Raw genomic sequence first — 17,424 nt, 5'->3', positions numbered from 1 at the left:
TGCATCACGACTTCAGGCGTCACCGACAGCATGTCGATATCAGCCGCATGCGCCGCAGCCGCCTCCTCGATCGATTCCACCCTGAGCTTGGAAAGCTGCCGCTTGCCCTTGAGCGCGAGCAGGTCGGCGACGGTCGGCTGGCTGGTGAACATGCTCACTCCGCGGGCTTGAGAATGGTCTCGTGATTGTAGGGCACCGGCTTGGCGCGCGCCGGCAGCTGCCGCACCACATGCCAGCGCGGATCCTTGCGTTGCCGAAACAGCGCCGGGATGATCTCGCGATAGGCCGCAATCGTACTGGGATAGGGTGTCGGGCAATCGTCCTTGATCGCCGCATGCAGCTTCGGCAGCGCATGGTACGGAATCATCGGAAACATGTGATGTTCCACATGATAGTTCATATTGAGATAGAGGAAACGAAAGATCGGATTCATGTAGACCGTACGGGAGTTCAGCCGATGGTCGAGCACGTCCTCGGCGAGACCTGCATGCTGCGTCAGCCCGAAATAGACACCGAGAAAGGCACCATAGAGTGACGGCAGCCCGACCAGCATGGCCGGTAGGATGCTGCGCATGGCGAGACAGGCGATGATCACCGCGACATAGATCGCCACATAGATGCGGGCAACGAGATAGACGCGCGGCCGCTCCATCTCCGGAATATAGGTCTTCTCCTCCTCCAGCAGCTTCCCCTGCACATGGTGGAAGAGTTTTATGATCAAAGCCCTGGCGCTCAATATGCCGAAGAAATTGAGGAAGATGCCGAAAATATCCGGCGGCCGCGGCACGGCGATTTCCGGATCGCGACCGACGATGATCGTGTCGGTATGATGCCTTGTATGGCTCCAGCGCCAGACGGTCGGCTCACGCAGGATCATGAAGCTGGCGATATAGTAGAGCACGTCGTTCATCCAGCGTGTCCGAAACATCGTGCCGTGGCCGGCTTCATGCCAGCGACTGTCGCTCGACGACCCCCAGAGCACGCCATAGACCAGGAAGAATGGCACGGCCCACCAAGAGCCCCAGAACCAGATGCCGCCGGCCGCGGACATGATCAGCGCCGCAAACCAGATGATCGTGTCGCGAATGCCAGGGCCGTCGCTGCGCTTCATCAGTTCCTTGAGCTGCTTGCGCTCGATCGGACAGGCATACCATTCGGCGGCGGCGAGGCCGCAGGCCTCGGCCCGCGCCGTGTCCCGGCCGATCAGGCTGTAATCGCGTGATGTGGGCTCCATGGAATCAATCAACTCAAAATGATCTTTTATTACGCCTCATTATGAGGTTACAGAAATCGACCACCCACTGTCAAGCGAAGCCAAACGCAGGGGATGACTGCAACTTCCGAAATGTAAGACGGCAATATCGCTAAGCCACTGGAAATTTACCGGAGTTCCGGCTAATACCTCATTTTGATGAGATTTTTCAGTGCGGTCGGAGCAGCGACGGCCTGCGCGACGATGAGGCCATTCGTGAAGAAAACCCGTCCGAAACTGGATGAGATTGCGCGCATCGCCGGCGTTTCCAAAGCAACTGTCGACAGAGTCCTCAACAACCGTCCCGGTGTGCAGGAACATACCCGCCTGCACGTGATGAACATCGTCGGCCAGCTGTCCGGCGAGACTGAAAAAGCGAGCCCGRCAGATACGATACGCCTCGATTTCGTGCTGCCGGGTGGCACCAACGCTTTCATCGCCGACCTTGCCCAGCATCTCGAACGCCAGGCGACCCAGCGCAACGACGCCGAGATTTTTGTTCACCGTCTTTCCGGCATCGAGCCCGAGGAGATCGCGCTGAAACTTGACAGCCTGCGGCCGGTCAGCCGGGGCGTCGGCCTGATCGGCCTCGACAGCCCGCTGGTGCGCGAGGCAGTCCGCAAGCTGATCGCCAACGGCGTCACCGTGCTGACGCTGGTCTCCGACATCAGCCATGTCGGGCGCGTCAGCTATGTCGGCATCGACAACCGCGCCGCCGGCCGTCTCGCCGGCTATCTCATCGGCCGCTTCCTGCCCGGCGCGCGCGGCAAGGTGGCGCTGATCGCCGGTGCGCTCGCCTATCGCGGCCATGAAGAGCGCGAAATGGGTTTCCGCCATATCCTGCAGGAACGCTTTCCGGCGATGGAAATCATCGCACCGCGCGAAATCCGCGAGGATCCGGAACGCGCCTATCAGGAAGTCAGCGCGCTCCTGCGCGACTATCCCGACCTCCTGGCCATCTACTGCATCGGCGCAGGCTCCGAGGGCATTGCCCGGGCGCTCGTCGAGCACAAGCGCGACAAGGAGATCGTCTTCATCGGCCACGACCTCACTGAGGACACACGCTGCTTCCTGCTCGACGGCATCATGGACGCGGCCATCGACCAGAATGCCCGCGTCGAGGCGCGCGATGCGATCGACCGGCTGATGCGCGCCGTCCGCGGCGAGAGCGATATTTCGCAGACGACGGTGCGCATCCAGACGGTGTTCGCTGAAAACATCCCCAACGAAATCTGACAATCAGGAGAGCCATCCATGGACAGGATCGCCGCAAATGGCATCGCGCTGGATTTCAACCCCGACGGCGGCACGATCGACAGGCTAGTGGTCGACACCGCCGATGGCCCGCTTGAGCCGCTGCATCGCGCGCCTTGGGTCCGCTCAGGCGAAGCATTGCCGGAAAGCGTGGCACCAATCGAAAAGCGACTCGCCGGCGACTTCTTCTGCGCCCCCTTCGGCAATTTTTCAGCAGACACTCCGATCCACGGGTGGTCGGCCAATGGCAGTTGGAAGGCCGCTGGCCAAACCGAGGCGGCGAATGGCGCGGTGACGGCGCGTTACGAGCTCGAACAGACGATCAGCGGCGCAAGCCTGTCCAAAGAGATCACCCTCGTTGCGGGCCAGCCGATCGTTTATCAACGGCATGTCTTCAGCGGCGGCACGGGCAAGATTCCGGTCGCCCATCACGCGATGATCCATGTGCCGGGCGGCGCACAGCTGAGCTTTTCGCCGAAATCCTTTGGCAAGACGCCGGAGGTTGCACTGGAAACAGACCCGGCCCGCGGCAACAGTATCTTCGCCTATCCACAACGGTTCGAGACGCTGAAGGCGGTGAAACTGAGGGATGGCCACACGGTGGACGCCAGCGTCTATCCCCTCGATACCGGCCATGAAGACCTGTCGGTGCAGGTGGAAGTGCCAGACAACAAGCTCGGCTGGTCTGCGGCAGTGGCGGCAAAGGACGGCTTCGTCTTCTTCGCCGTCAAGGATGCGACAAAACTGCCGGAAACCATTCTCTGGATGAGCAATGGCGGCCGCAGCTATTCCCCCTGGAATAGCCGTCACCTTGCTGTGGTCGGCATCGAAGAGGCGGCAACGCCAGCGCACGCGACAGGCTGGTTCTCGGATGTCTCGGCGCCATCGCCGATCGGTCAGGCAACCGGTGTTGAATTCGGTGGCGAGCAGGTCATTCGCTACGCTTTCGGTGCGATCAGGGTTCCGAGCGGCTGGCGGGAGATTGTCGGCATCGAGGCGATGAACGAGCTGCTGACGCTACGTGATGTCGGCGGCGGGAGTGTTACGCTGCCGTTCTTGGGTCGATATTTCGAGGGGCTGATTTAAAGATGTTTTAGCTGCTTGTTTTCATGTGAGTGCGTCTCATGAGCCCCTCACCTGCAATTTCAAGCACTTAGTCTTTGCGAGCAACCCTCCCGGGTTTGGCCTTCGTCACGGACGCAAAGGCTAAATGCATGAAATTGCTTCCTGTCCCGCAAGGGGCGAGGAAGAACAGTGGCACCGCCTTTGCCACATTCGCAACGTCGCGATTGGCCGCGAGGTAGCCGCGATTTTACCGCTCCCCTTGCGGGAGAGGAAGCAAAATCATGGGGTTAGCGAATGCGAAACAAACCTGGCGATTAACACAGCCAGCAGACGCATTTGCTAACCCCTTGATTTTGCCGGTGAGGGGCTAACGTTCATCCACCAGTTTGAAGAGCTCGGCGCATCAACTCACCCCACACCCTCAATGCACCACCGCCAGCAACTCCTCGCCGGTGATCACCCGCTCCACTTCCTCGATCGTCGTCTTCTTCGGATCGATATCGTCCGCCACCACCCTGCCCTGACGCATGACGATGATGCGGCTCACCACCTGGAAAACGTGGTGGATGTTGTGGGCGATGAAGATGCAGGAATGGCCGGTGTCCCGCGCCTCGCGCACGAAGCGCAACACTCCTTGCGTCTCCGCCACGCCGAGATTGTTGGTCGGCTCGTCGAGGATGATCAGGTCGCTGTCGAAATGCATGGCGCGGGCGATCGCCACCGCCTGGCGCTCGCCGCCGGAGAGCGAACCGATCGGCGTGTTCGGCGGGATGTCCTTGGTGATGCCCACTTTTTTCAGGAGATCGCGCGCCACCGAATTCATCGCCTCGTGGTCAAGCCGGTTGAGAATGGCCGGCCCCCTCAGCGGCTCGCGGCCGAGGAACAGGTTGCGGGCAATGGAGAGCTGCGGCACCAGCGCTGAATCCTGGTAGATCGTCTCGATGCCATTCTTGATCGCATCCGTGGTCGAATGCATCTCGACGCGCCGGCCCTTGACATAGATGTCGCCGCTGGTGATCGGCACGGCGCCCGAGAGCACCTTGATCAGCGTCGATTTGCCGGCGCCGTTGTCGCCCAGAAGGCCGACAACCTCGCCCCGGTCGACCCTCAGGCTGACATCGCGCAACGCATGCACGCGGCCATAATATTTGTCGATATGTTCCATGCGGATCAGTTCTTCTGCCATGATCAGGTCCCCGCATTGTGACGGCGTTCGAGCCAGGAATGCAGCGCCATCATGCCGAGGATGATCGCACCGATGAAGATGTTGTAGGCAAGTCCGTCCACGCCGACCATGACAATGCCGTTGCGCATCAGGCGAAGGATGAAGATGCCCAGCACCGTGCCGAGGATCGTACCGCGTCCGCCGGTCAACACGGTGCCGCCGATCACCACCATGGCAATGACTTCAAGTTCGTAGCCCGTACCGCTGTTTGGATTGGCGGTGCTCACGCGTATCGAAGACGTAATGCCTGCGAACGCAGCCATGGCAGCTGAGAACATGAACAGCATAACCTTGACGCGATCGACATTGACACCGCGATTGCGCGCCGCATTGGCGTTGCCGCCGGAGGCCTGAATCCAGTTGCCGGCTCTGGTCCGCGTTAGCAGGTAGTGCGTTATGACGGTGAACAGTATGAACCAGAGAACGGACATGTAGACCCGAAAACCACCGATATAGAAGTCGCCAACGAGAACATCCGCGAAGACGGAACCTTCGGCACTCCCGGGACGCTGGGGAAAACCGCTGGTGATATAGAGCGCCGAGCCACGCACGATCAGCAGCATGCCGAGGGTGACGAGAAACGATGGCACCTTCAATCGTGTGACGTAGGCGCCATTCACCCAGCCGATGAACAGCGCAATCGCGATGGCGATCAGGAAGGCAGCCCATATGGGCATGGAGCCTACATTATGGAAAGTCCACATTATCACGGCGGAAAAGCCGAACACGGAGCCGACAGAGAGGTCAAATTCTCCCGCCGTCATCAGCAACGTCATCGCAAGCGAGATCATCCCGAGCTCGACAGTGAACGCCAAAGTGTTTGAGATATTCAGCGGCGACAGGAAAGCAGGATTGATAGCTGCGAAGACAACCATTTCAACGATCAGGAGAACGAGCGGGCCGAATTCGGGCGCGCCGATGAAGCGCTGCAGAAATGTGCGATTGTTCATGGATATCCGCCAGCAGAAGCCTCGAAATCCACCCGGCCGGTCAAGGCCGGGTGGCACACGCGCGGCAAATCACTTCGCCGACATGATCTTGTCGTAGAGCGGCGCGGCATCCTTCTCGTAGAGCGTGCCGACATAGACGTTGAAGCCAGGAGGAATGCCGTCGGCCGCCATCGCGGCCATGGACAGGCCGATATAGCTGGTCGCCTGCGGGTCCTGCCACATGGCGGCATTCACATAGCCGCCGATGACTTCCTGCGTCGTGTCCTGACTGTTGCCCCAGCCGACAGCCGGGATTTCGCCGGCCTTGACGCCAACCTGGTCGAAGACGCGCTTGACCGAGCCGGTGACGAGGTCGCCCAGGCCGATGATCGCCTTGACCTTGGCGCGGTTGGCGGTCAGATAGTCACTCATGCGGGTGATGATTTCAGCCTGGTCGAGCGTCGTGTCGGTCACTTCCCAGGTGATGCCGAGCGGCTTGAACACCGTGGCGATACCCTGCTCTTCCTGCACGCCATAGGTGGCGCCGGGCACCTCGACCGGCATCCAGACGAAGTCGCCCTTCTTCACCAGCTTGTGGTCGACGAGATACTTCGCCCACTGTGCGCCGGCCTTCTGCAGGTCCATGCCGACATAGGCATTGAACTTCACCGTCGGGTCCGGCGTGTTGATGTTGATCACCGGAATACCGGCGGCGCGGGCTTCGTCGACCACCTTCACCAGGCTGCCCGGATCGGGGCTGGATGTAACGATGCCATCAGCCTTGGCGGCCACGGCCGCACGCACGGCTTCCTGCTGCGACGGCACGTCTCCGCTATGGAACGAGGTGTTCACCTTGTTGCCGGTGTCGCTCTCCCATTGCTTGGCGCCGGCGAGAAAGTACGTCCAGACCGGATCGGTCGGGGCGCCGTGCGAAATCCAGTAAAACGTCTTGCCTGCCGCAAGCGCCGGCGAGAATGCACCGGCCGCGATGGTCACCGCCGCGGCGATGCCAAGAAAAGTCCTTCTGAGCATGAGTATCCTCCTCCAATCGAGCCGACCCATTCGACCCGCTTTTCTCTCCCGTGCGGCGACGGCGAAAACCGCACCGCGATCGCCGCCCCTCCAGGCGGCGAAACGTCATCATACAACCCATGAATGCAGTTGAGCCCCGGAGATCTGCTCCGAAACGATCAGGCAGCCATGCATTTGATGTCAGTCAACGCATTTTGAAGCCTCATTTTGATTTGATGTCAAGCTGCAAACGCAGCATCGATGACGCGACGGCATGCCGTTGCGATCAGATCCGGGATAGCTTGCCTCGAATTCGGAACAACCCATATGAGTGAATGGCGCGTCGCCTGCGCCATCCGGAGATTCATGCGATGACGAAGACCAGCACCATCACCCTCCTGTCCGCCCTTGCGCTGGCGCTTGCAGCACCTGTCGCCGATGCCGAGCCGGCATTCTTTGCCCGCACGCCGATCCATGCATGGCAAGGCCAGCATTTCTCCGTCATTCGGATCGATCAGATGGACCGTTTCGACGGGCTGAGGGCGATGCTGGAGAACTGGACAAGCAGCTTTCCGGATCAGGTCGAGGCGCTGCAGGCCGGCATTCGCCAGAACAGGGCGCTGGCCGACGCACTGCGCGCACGCGGAGTCCAGATCGTCAACGTCGTGGCGATCCAGCAGGGTTTTAACGGAAACCTGGTCTTCTATTTGCGTTGAGCGACGCTCAATCGAAGGCGTGAACGCTGCCGTTTACCGCAAGCGACACTGTCTCGCCTGGCTCAGGCAGGCTGAACGCCGAGGCGTGCAAGACGAATTGCGGCAGGCGCAGAGCACCCTCGCCGTTGAAGCCGGCAGCCGGCTGAATGAGATCCAGAGTCATCAGGCATTGGGCGCCGGCGAATTCGGTGGCGGCCACCTTGGCCAGAATGCCATCCGCATCCGCGCCTGCAATGCCACGGCGGACGGCGATCTGCTCGGGCCGGATCATCACATGCGAGGCACTCCCCGCATGATTCTGGTGAACCGGCAAGGCGCCGAGCACCGTCGAAGCCACCCCGCCCTCGATGCGCGCCGGTACGATCACGGCCTCGCCGAGAAATTCGGCCACCATGCGGCTTTCGGGGCGGAAATAGAGTTCGCGCGGCGCGCCGGCCTGGATGATGACCCCATTGTTCATCACCGCCACCTGATGGGCGAAGGAAAGCGCCTCCGCCTGGTCATGAGTGACGAGGATCGTCGTCACCTGGGCATTGTCGAGAACCTCGCCGACCGCCTTGCGCATGGCGCTACGCAGCCCGGTATCGAGCGCGGAGAACGGCTCGTCGAGCAGCATCAATTTGGGCTTGCGGGCAAGCGCGCGGGCGATCGCCACGCGCTGCTGCTGGCCGCCGGAGAGTTCGTCCGGGCGACGCTTGAGCATGGCCTGGTTGAGACCGACAGTCTCGGCCAGGCCGGCGATCAGGCTGGCGCGGTTCTTCTCGTCGCGGGGGATTGCGAAACCGATATTGTCGCCGACGGAGAGATGCGGAAACAGCGCGCCGTCCTGGGCAATGACGCCGATGCCGCGCAGATGCGCGGGCTTGGTCTGCTTGCCCTGCGCCAGGTCTTCGCCATTGAGCGTGATCGTGCCGGCATCCGGCACGTCGAAACCGGCAATCAGGCGCAGCAGCGTCGTCTTGCCGGAGCCGGATGGCCCGACGATCGCGGTGCGGCTGCCGGCATTGGCACTGAGGCTGACGCCATCGAGCGCGGTGACCGCACCAAAGCGTTTCACGAGACCTTTCAACTGCAGGARCGTCACCTTCCGGCCATCCTCTTGGACTGATGATAAAGAATGAGGGTGAGCGGCAGCGACGAGAGAACCATCAGCAGTGCATAGGGTGCTGCGCCAGCGTAATCAAGCTCGCCGGAAAGCGCCCAGAAGGCCATGGCGAGCGTGCGCGTGCCGTTCGGCGCCAGCATCTGCGTCGCCGTCAATTCGTTCATGATACCCAGCGCCGAAAGCGCCACGCCGGCGGCGGCGCCCGGCGCCGCAAGGCGGATGGTGATCGACCAGAAGGCATGCAAAGGCGACCGTCCGAGGCTGCCCGCCGCCCATTCGAGCTCGACCGGCGCCTGCGACAGGCCGGCCCGCAGGCTCACCAGCGCTCGCGGCAGGAACATGATCATATAGGCCGCAAGGATCGTCGCCAGCGTCTGGTAGAAGGGATGGGCAAAACGCACGGTGATCGTCACCATGGCCAGCGCCACGACCACGCCCGGCAGCGCGCTGGTGAGATAGTTGCAGCCTTCGATCAGGTGCGACAAACGGCCGGGTGTGCGGATGGAAAGCCAGGCCGTGGGGATCGCCACCAGCGTCGTCAGAATACCGCCGATCACCGCCAGATAAGCGGTCTGGTAGAGCGCAAACCCGATTTCATCCCATTTCCAGATTTCCGCGCCGCCGGCGAGAAGCCATTTCGTCAGCGTGAACAGCGGCACGCCGATCGACAGCAGCGCCAACAGGATCGGCAAGGCCAGTGCTGCGGGCGTCCAGCTCCCAAGTGAAAACCGCACACGCTTCCGCGCAGCACCCGGCCCAAGGCGGGCATAGCGCCGGTTGCCGCGCAGGCCGAATTCGGTGCCGAGCAGCAGGATCGAGAACACCGCCAGCACACCGGCCAGCATTTTGGCGGCCGAACTGCTATAGGTCGACTGGAACTGATCGACGATCGCCGTGGTGAACGTGTCGAAGCGGATCATCACATAGAGACCGTATTCGGCCAGCAGATGCAGCCCGATCAGCAGGCTGCCGCCGCAGATCGCCACGCGCAATTGCGGCAGCACGACGCGCAGCCAGATTTCCGACGGCGTCAGGCCGAGCGATGCCGCCTGGTCCTCCAGCCCTGGATCAAGCCGCCGCAGCGTCGCCGAAACCGGCAGGTAGAGAAACGGAAAATAGGCGAGCACGGAGATGAAGATGCCGGCCGAAAGCCCCGCCATGTCAGGCTTGACGCTGACCCAGGCATAGGAATGGACGAAGGCCGGAATAGCCAGCGGCGCAACCGCCGTCCAACTCCAGAGACGCGCAAACGGCAGATTGCTGCGCTCGGTCAACCAGGCGAGCGCGACCGACAGAACAACACAGATCGGCACGGTGAACAGCACCAGGAAGACCGTGTTGATCGTCAAATCGGCGACGCGCGGACGCAAAACCAGCGCGATCGATTCGCTCCAGCCGGTGTCGATCGTCGCCCAGACGATGTAGCCGAGCGGCAGCAGCATGAAGAGCGAAACGACGATGGCAGCGATCTTGACGAACGGCGGCGCCGACATGCTTGCCCTGGCCGGCAACGCCACGGGGGGCGGTGCGGCGAGAAGCTCGTCCTTGTCGATCACAGCATGCATGTCGTCTGCCAAAAATTATGCCACGGAAGCGCTTCCGTGGCATTGTTCGTGCTCTTAAGCACAATTTTCAGAGAATTTCAAAGGATGCCTGCCTCGGTCATCAGGTCTGTCACCTTTTTGTTATCGAGCTTCGACGGTTCGACCTTGGGCGCATCGAGATCGGCAAGCGGCACCAGCTTGGCGTTCGATTGCGCGCCATTGCCCACCGCATATTCATAGGACGTGCCGTTCTTGAGCACATCCTGCCCGCCCTCGCCGACGATCCACTTCAGGAAAGCCATGGCTTCCTTCTTATGCTTGCTCGGCGCCAGCACCCCGCCACCGGAAATGCTGACGAAGGCGCCCGGATCCTGGAGCTTGAAATAATGGAGGTCAACATTCTTGCTGTTCTCACCGGTCTTGGCCTGATCGCCGATGAAATAGTAGTGATAGATCAGCGCACCTTCGACCTGTCCRGAATTCACCGCCTTCATGCAGGTGGTGTTGCCCTTGTAGAAGACGGCGTTTTCCTTGAGCCCCTTGAGCCAGACCTTGGTCGCATCCTCGCCCTTGAGCTGCAGATAGGCAGAAACGATCGCCTGGAAATCCGCGCCCGACGGAGAAGCCGCCCAGCGGCCCTTCCATTCCGGCTTGATCAGATCGTCCATCGACTTCGGCAGTTGGTCGGGCTTCAGCTTGGTCTTGTCATAGGCAAATACCGTGGAGCGGGCGGCAATGCCGACCCACTTGCCGTTTTCGGGCTGATAGGCCTGCGGCACTTCGGCGAGAATGTCCTTGTCGAGCGGCTCGAACAGGCCGGCGCGGTCGACCAGCGCCATGGCGGGAGAATTCTCGGTCAGGAAGACATCGGCCGGCGTTGAGTCGTCCTCCTGGACGATCTGGTTGGCGAACTCCATGTCGGAGCCGTTGCGCACCGTCACCTTGATGCCGGTCGCCTTGGTGAAACCGTCCACCCATTCCTGGGTCAGCGCCTCGTGCTGGGCATTGTAGACGAGGATGCCGTCGCTATCGGCGGCGCTGGCGCTGAGCGGCAGGAAGAACGCTGTCAGCGCAAAGGCGCCGGCGATCAGTTGGGGCAGGAATCGGCTTGGCATGTGACCCTCCAAAGTGGGCATTACTTGAAGATTGCGGCCCACTTATGGAAAGATGACGTATGCAGTCAAGTTAATTTATGTCGCGGGCAGGCATTCCACCTATGAGCAAAATGCCTGCCTCTCCATGCGCCAGATCAAGGCAGATTTCTATTCGGCTGCCAGCGGCAACTTGTAGACATTGCCGGCTTCGATCGTCTTGTCGTCGCTCTGCTCCTCGGCCGGCGGGTCCTTGCGCTTCGGCGCGCGGCCGAAGAACAGGGCATAGCCGGCGGGCAGCACGAAGATGGTGAGCAGGGTCGCGACCAGGATGCCACCCATCATCGCATAGGCCAGCGGTCCCCAGAAGACGCCGCGCGAGATCGGGATCAGCGCCAGCACCGCCGTCAGCGCCGTCAGCGTGATCGGCCGGAAGCGGCGAACGGCCGCACCGATGATCGCCTCTGACCGATCCATGCCCGCCGCGATATCCTGGTCGATCTGGTCAACGAGGATGATCGAGTTGCGCATGATGATGCCGAGCAGCGCGATGACGCCGAGGATGGCAACGAAGCCGAAGGGCGCACCCGAGATCAGCAGCGCCCCCGCCGCACCGATAATGCCAAGCGGACCTGTCGCCAAAACCAGCATCGCCTTGCCGAAATGCTGCAGCTGGATCATCAGCAGGATGATGATGACGGCCAGCATGACCGGCGCCTTGGCCGCGATCGACTGTTGGCTGGTCACCGAATCCTCGAGACTGCCCTGCACTTCGATACTGTAGCCGGCCGGCAGGCTGTCGCGCAGCGGCTGCATGTCCTTATACATCTTGGAAACGACATCGTTGGACTGCACGCCATCCGGCAGCGTCGCACGGACGGAGATGGTCGGCAGGCGGTTGCGCCGCCATTCGATGCCCTGCTCCATCACAGGCACCACCTTGGCGACCTGCGACAGCGGCACGAAAGTGCCGTTGTCGGTCGGAATAGAGACGGAGTCGACCGAAGTCAGCAGCTTGCGGCTCGCATCCGGCTCACGGGCGACGATCGACACCGTCTCCTCGCCATCGCGAAAATCGTCGAGCGGCGCACCGGACATGGTCTCCTGCAGCATCTGGCGGATGCGCTGCGAGGTGACGCCGAGCGCCCTCGCCCGATCCTGGTCGACCACCAGCTTCATCGCAGGCACCGGCTCCAGCCAGTCGTCATGGATGGCGCCGAGCAGCGGGTTTGCGGCGAACTTCGCCTCAACCTGGTCGGCAATCTTACGCACTTCGGCACGATCCGGACCCATGACGCGCATCTGCACCGGCCAGCCGGTCGGCGGGCCGAGGAAGAGACGGTCAACCTTGCCGCGGATCGACGGGAAGTCCTGGGCGAGGATGGCACGCAGCTTGACGATCAGCCGTTCGCGGGCCGGCTCGTCATTGGCCATGACCAGAAGCTGGGCGAAGTTCGGATTGCGCAATTGCTGGTCGAGCGGCAGGAAGAAGCGCGGCGCGCCCTCGCCGATATAGGTGGCGACGAATTTCTTGTCCGGATCGGGCATGATCTTCGTTTCCAGCGCCTTGGCCTGGGTCTCGACTTCCTTGATCGACGTGCCCTCGGGCAGCCAGAGGTCGACCAGGATTTCCGGCCGCGACGACTGCGGGAAGAAGTTCTGCGGGATGAACTGGAAGGCCCAGAGGCTGGTGGCGAAGGTGCCGAGCGTCAAAAGCAGCACGATCACCCGATGCCGGACCGCCCAACTCACGGTATGCCGCAGGCCACGATAGAAGCGCGTATCGAAGACATCGTGATGCTGGCCGGCATGCGCCCTTTGCTTGAGGATCATGTTGCCGAGCCAGGGGGTGAAATAGACCGCCACGAACCACGACGTCACCAGCGCGATGCCAACGACATAGAAGAGCGAACGGACATATTCACCGGCCGTGGAGGCGGCAAAGCCCACCGGGATGAAGCCGGCCGTGGTGATCAGCGTGCCGGTCAGCATCGGGAAGGCGGTAGAGGTATAGGAAAAGCTTGCGGCATCGACCTTGCGCAGCCCCTCCTCCAGCTTTCGTTCCATCATCTCGACCACGATCATCGCATCGTCGACCAGGAGGCCAAGTGCGATGATCAGGGCGCCGAGCGAGATGCGCTGCAACTCGATGCCAAGCTCGAACATGATGCCGAAGGTCGCCGCGAGCACCAGTGGGATGGTGATGGCGATGACGAGGCCGGAACGCCAGCCGATCGACACGAAGGAGACGACCAGCACGATCGCCAAGGCCTCGCCCAGCGCTTCCATGAACTCGCTGACCGCGTCGGTCACGACCTTCGGCTGGTCGGCGATCTGATGCACCTCGACGCCATAGGGCAGCGACGCTTCGAAGCGCTTGTAGGTCTTCTCCACGTTGGCGCCGACATCGGTGACCTTGAAGCCCTTGGCCATGACAACGCCGATCTGGACGCTGTCCTCGCCGTCGAAGCGATATTTACGCTGGTAGGGATCTTCTAGGCCTGATGTCACGGTGGCGATGTCACCCAACCGGGTGACCTGGCCGCCGGCCATCAGGCGCAGGTTCTTGATGTCCTCGACCTTGTCGACCGCACCCTCGACCGAGATGCGCACCGAGCGCGTGCCGGTGTCGACGCTGCCGGCCGGGTCGATATTGTTCTGGCCCTTGATGGCATTCTGCAGAGCGGGGATCGTGATGCCGCGTTCGGCCAGCGCCTTGGAGGAAACGTCGATATAGATCTTCTCCGGCTGGTCGCCGATGATGACCGCCTTCTCGACGCCCGGCGTCGTCAGCAGCATGTCGCGCGCCTGGATGGCGAATTTCTTCAGCTCGGGATAGCTGAAACCCTTGCCGGAGAGCGAATGCAGCGTGACGAAAGTGTCGCCGAACTCGTCATTGAAATAGGGGCCGAGCAAGCCTTGCGGCAGGTCGCTGGAGATATCGCCGACCTTCTTGCGCACCTGATAGAAGGCGTCGGCGACGTCGGCGCTATTGGTGTCGCCCTTGATCTGGATGGTGATGATCGCATTGCCGGCGCGCGTGAACGATTTCACCCAATCCAGATGCGGCACTTCCTGCAGCTTGCGCTCGATCTTGTTGACGACCTGGTCTTCCATGTCCTGGATCGAGGAGCCCGGCCAGATCGCCTGCACGACCATGACGCGGAAAGTGAAATCCGGATCTTCCTTCTGCCCCATATTCATCAGGCCGAACACGCCGGTCAGGATGATCAGGCCAAACAGGAAGCGGGCGATGGAGGGATGTCCGATGGCCCAGCGGGACAGGTTGAAGGGCTGCTTGCCCTCTTGGGAAACAGATGACATCGGCGTGGTTCCGCGTTGCGAGGATCGTGGACTGCGGGCGCGCTCGGCGCGCCGCGCGTGCTAGAAGAGATCAGCCGTCATCTTGCCGATGATGTCAGGCAATTTGACCTTGAGGTTCTCGGTCATGAACTGCGTGCCAGCCGAGACGACGATGTCGCCGGGCTTCAACCCCTGGGTGACGCCGACGCCATCGCCGGTGAAATCGGCGACTTGCACCGACCGGGCGTGCACCGTGGCGGCCGTGCGGTCGACGGTCCAGACGATCTTACCGCCGTCCCTCTCCGCCAGCGCCGACAGCGGCACGGTGATCTGATCGGCACCAGCCGCGACATCGGCGACCACATTGGCGGTCATGCCGATCAATACGCGCGGATCGTCCGGCAGGCTGACGCGGACCGAGAATGTCCGCGACTGCGGGTCGGCGCTTCCAGAGACTTCCCGCACCTTGCCATCGAGCGAAAGCGTGGCGTCCGACCAGAAGCTGACCTTGACGCCCTTGCCAGGCTTGAATTCGGCAATGTCGTTTTCGGGAACGGCGATCTGCACTTCCTTCTCATCGTCGGCGACGACGGTCAGCACCGGCGTGCCGGCGGCAACCACCTGGCCACGATCGGCGTCGATGATCGTGACGATGCCGTCTCGGTCGGATTTCAGCTCCGCATAGCTCATCTGGTTCTTCGCCTGGTCGAGCGATGCGGCGGCCGCCGTGCGGGTCGCAGCAGCCTGATCATAAGTCAGCTGCGCCTGTTCGACCTGCGCCTTCGGCACGGCATCCTTGGCAAACAAGGTGTGTGACCGCTTGTTGGCGATATCAGCCGTCTCGACCGCCTTTTGTGCCGCATCGAGATTGGCCTGTGCCGAATTGACGGCCAGTTGGTAGTCCGTCGCATCGATGCGGGCAACGACCGTGCCCGGCTTCACCCGGTCACCGACATCGACAAGGCGCTCGGTGATCTTTCCGGCAACGCGAAAGCCGAGATTCATCTCGGTGCGCGATTTCACCGCACCGGAATATTCGAGTTCGCGGACATTGCTGGCCTTGGCGATTTCGACCACCTTGACCGGGCGAATGACGGCCGCCGCATCGTTTTCAGCTTTCTTTTCACTGCATGCGCCAAGCGCCAAAGCGCTCACGAGGAGAATGCCAGCGGCGGTTGCCCGCGTCATGCTTGCGAGATCGAGCGAATTCATATCCGCCTCCATTGTTATTTCTTCAGGGCTTTAAGTGCGAAGTCGATCAGTTCGTCGGGCGTGGCCCGGTTGGTCTTGTGCAGGCATTGGGCGACCATCTGGGGATGGCAAAGGATCACGGTAGCGGCGCCGAAGCAGCGCGACGCCGAATCCGCATCCATCTGGCGAAACTCGCCGCTCTCGATGCCTTCACGGATGACATCGGCAGCAAGGTCGTGGACACGATTGATATGGGCATCGATGACATGCCAGTCGCGTTCCAGGGCCACGACCACCATTTCATGAACCTTCTCGTCGTCCATCATGGTTTCGAGCGTCATCTTGTGGAACGCGTGGATCCATTGCCGTAGCCGTTCCTCGGCGCTGATCTTCTGGCTGAGGATCGATCTGGCGATATTATAGGCCTGCAGCAGCATCCGGCCGCAGACCGCCTGGTGGATCTCCACCTTGGAGGCAAAGAAGCGGTAGATATTGGCCGGCGACATGCCCAGATCCTTGGCAATGTCGGCGACATTGGTTTTCGAATAGCCATAATGGCGGAACAGCCGCTCGGCGCTGTCGAGGATGCGGGTGACGCTTTCCTGACGCTGCATCTCGGCCGGCGTGTCGAGAATTTCGATCATGGAGATCGCCTTCGATTTACGAGTGACGAATTTCAATTTTCGTCACTTATAATATGACTGACAAAATCCGTCAATATGTCAAAGCCAAGAAATTTTTGCATCTGCGAACGGTCACGCGATTGTCACATCACTGTCGCAAACTCCTGTTTCTGTCTGGCGAAACAGGAGGGTGCGCCCATGTCTATGGATCATCAGGAACAGCTCGAACGCATCAAGGCCGAGATCGCCGACAGCTTCGACGAAGAACTGGAAATGCAGATCGAGGAAGACCGTCTCGACGAGTTGGTCACCGAGGGCATGACCCAGCCCGCCGAACAGACGCTCGAACGCAAGGTCTATTTCCGCGAGCTCTTCCGCCTGCAGCATGAGCTCGTCAAATTGCAGGATTGGGTGCAGCACCAGAAGCTCAAGGTCATGGTGCTGTTCGAAGGCCGTGATTCGGCAGGCAAGGGCGGCGCCATCAAGCGCGTCACCCAGCGCCTCAACCCGCGCGTCTGCCGCGTCGTGGCGCTCCCGGCTCCGACGGAGCGCGAGCGCAGCCAGTGGTACTTCCAGCGCTACACGGCGCATCTGCCGAGCGCCGGCGAAATGGTGCTGTTCGACCGCTCCTGGTATAACCGTGCCGGCGTCGAGCGCGTCATGGGCTTCTGCACGCCTGACGAACTGGAAGAATTCTTCCGCTCCGTGCCGGAATTCGAGCGCATGCTCGTCCGCTCCGGCATCATCCTGATCAAATATTGGTTCTCGATCACCGACGAGGAGCAGGAATTCCGCTTCAACATGCGCATCCACGATCCGCTGAAGCAATGGAAGCTCTCGCCGATGGACCTCGAAAGCCGCGTCCATTGGGAAGACTATACCAAGGCCAAGGAAGAGATGCTGGCCCGCACCCATACGCCGGAAGCACCCTGGTGGGTCGTCGAAGCGGTCGACAAGAAGCGCGCCCGCCTCAACATGATCAGCCACCTGCTGGGCCGGATCCCGTATGATGACGTCGAGCGGCCGGAAATCGTCCTGYCGGAGCGCATTCACCATTCCGACTACGTGCGCCATCCAGTGCCGCAGGAAATGTACGTTCCCGAAGCGTATTGACC

Annotated in this window: 14 protein-coding genes; 4 read left to right on the top strand and 10 right to left on the bottom strand. The window is 61.4% G+C overall.

Features of this window, described 5'->3' with window-relative positions; translation table 11 throughout:
- Positions 1 to 154: 154 nt before the first annotated feature.
- Complete coding sequence (locus tag AC1D06_RS32310; protein ID WP_477882824.1) at positions 155 to 1,234, bottom strand: fatty acid desaturase family protein; 1,080 nt, start codon at positions 1,232 to 1,234, stop codon at positions 155 to 157.
- A 234-nt stretch (positions 1,235 to 1,468) separates the two neighbouring features.
- Here AC1D06_RS32310 and AC1D06_RS32305 point away from each other — a divergent pair, with 234 nt between their 5' ends.
- Positions 1,469 to 2,488 carry a LacI family DNA-binding transcriptional regulator gene (locus AC1D06_RS32305; protein WP_477989977.1) on the top strand — a complete coding sequence of 340 codons (1,020 nt, stop codon included), beginning with the start codon at positions 1,469 to 1,471 and terminating at the stop codon, positions 2,486 to 2,488.
- Positions 2,489 to 2,506: 18 nt separating this feature from the next.
- Positions 2,507 to 3,592, top strand: a complete 1,086-nt coding sequence (locus tag AC1D06_RS32300) for a hypothetical protein (RefSeq protein ID WP_477989976.1) — start codon at positions 2,507 to 2,509, stop codon at positions 3,590 to 3,592.
- Between the two features lie 400 nt (positions 3,593 to 3,992).
- On the opposite strand, the gene AC1D06_RS32295 is transcribed toward AC1D06_RS32300, so the two are convergent.
- From AC1D06_RS32295 to AC1D06_RS32285, 3 genes are all read right to left on the bottom strand, one after another.
- Complete coding sequence (locus tag AC1D06_RS32295) at positions 3,993 to 4,757, bottom strand: ATP-binding cassette domain-containing protein (protein ID WP_477877748.1); 765 nt, start codon at positions 4,755 to 4,757, stop codon at positions 3,993 to 3,995.
- A gap of 2 nt (positions 4,758 to 4,759) precedes the next feature.
- Positions 4,760 to 5,746, bottom strand: a complete 987-nt coding sequence (locus AC1D06_RS32290; protein ID WP_477877749.1) for an ABC transporter permease — start codon at positions 5,744 to 5,746, stop codon at positions 4,760 to 4,762.
- A 69-nt stretch (positions 5,747 to 5,815) separates the two neighbouring features.
- A complete protein-coding gene (locus tag AC1D06_RS32285; RefSeq protein WP_477989975.1) occupies positions 5,816 to 6,757 on the bottom strand; it encodes a substrate-binding domain-containing protein in 942 nt (313 codons plus the stop codon).
- A 350-nt stretch (positions 6,758 to 7,107) separates the two neighbouring features.
- On the opposite strand from AC1D06_RS32285, the gene AC1D06_RS32280 reads away from it, so the two are divergent.
- Positions 7,108 to 7,452 (top strand): hypothetical protein, encoded by a 345-nt coding sequence (locus AC1D06_RS32280; protein ID WP_477989974.1) that lies wholly within the window; start codon positions 7,108 to 7,110, stop codon positions 7,450 to 7,452.
- A 7-nt stretch (positions 7,453 to 7,459) separates the two neighbouring features.
- Here the strand turns inward: AC1D06_RS32280 and AC1D06_RS32275 are convergent, their stop codons facing one another.
- The 6 genes from AC1D06_RS32275 to AC1D06_RS32250 all read right to left on the bottom strand — a co-directional run bounded on the left by AC1D06_RS32275 (position 7,460) and on the right by AC1D06_RS32250 (position 16,330).
- Positions 7,460 to 8,536 (bottom strand): ABC transporter ATP-binding protein, encoded by a 1,077-nt coding sequence (locus AC1D06_RS32275; RefSeq protein WP_477989973.1) that lies wholly within the window; start codon positions 8,534 to 8,536, stop codon positions 7,460 to 7,462.
- Positions 8,533 to 10,122 carry an ABC transporter permease gene (locus AC1D06_RS32270; RefSeq protein ID WP_477989972.1) on the bottom strand — a complete coding sequence of 530 codons (1,590 nt, stop codon included), beginning with the start codon at positions 10,120 to 10,122 and terminating at the stop codon, positions 8,533 to 8,535. Before AC1D06_RS32270 ends, AC1D06_RS32275 begins: the two co-directional genes overlap by 4 nt.
- Before the next feature lie 77 nt (positions 10,123 to 10,199).
- Positions 10,200 to 11,216, bottom strand: a complete 1,017-nt coding sequence (locus AC1D06_RS32265; protein WP_477877754.1) for an iron ABC transporter substrate-binding protein — start codon at positions 11,214 to 11,216, stop codon at positions 10,200 to 10,202.
- A 147-nt stretch (positions 11,217 to 11,363) separates the two neighbouring features.
- The gene (locus tag AC1D06_RS32260; protein WP_477989971.1) at positions 11,364 to 14,516 is read right to left on the bottom strand and encodes an efflux RND transporter permease subunit; all 3,153 of its coding nucleotides are present in this window, start codon (positions 14,514 to 14,516) and stop codon (positions 11,364 to 11,366) included.
- A 60-nt stretch (positions 14,517 to 14,576) separates the two neighbouring features.
- Positions 14,577 to 15,707, bottom strand: coding sequence for an efflux RND transporter periplasmic adaptor subunit (locus tag AC1D06_RS32255; protein WP_477989970.1), 1,131 nt, complete (start codon positions 15,705 to 15,707; stop codon positions 14,577 to 14,579).
- Between the two features lie 14 nt (positions 15,708 to 15,721).
- Entirely contained in the window at positions 15,722 to 16,330 is a 609-nt protein-coding gene (locus AC1D06_RS32250) for a TetR/AcrR family transcriptional regulator (protein ID WP_477877757.1), read from the bottom strand.
- A gap of 177 nt (positions 16,331 to 16,507) precedes the next feature.
- Between AC1D06_RS32250 and ppk2 the strand changes: the two genes are divergently transcribed.
- The gene (gene ppk2 / locus AC1D06_RS32245) at positions 16,508 to 17,422 is read left to right on the top strand and encodes a polyphosphate kinase 2 (RefSeq protein ID WP_477989969.1); all 915 of its coding nucleotides are present in this window, start codon (positions 16,508 to 16,510) and stop codon (positions 17,420 to 17,422) included.
- Positions 17,423 to 17,424 lie beyond the last annotated feature (2 nt).

This window comes from Rhizobium sp. P2_G2 (genome assembly GCF_056403555.1).
The sequence above is the reverse complement of the archived record's forward strand: the minus strand, read 5'-3'. Positions and strand labels throughout refer to the sequence as shown.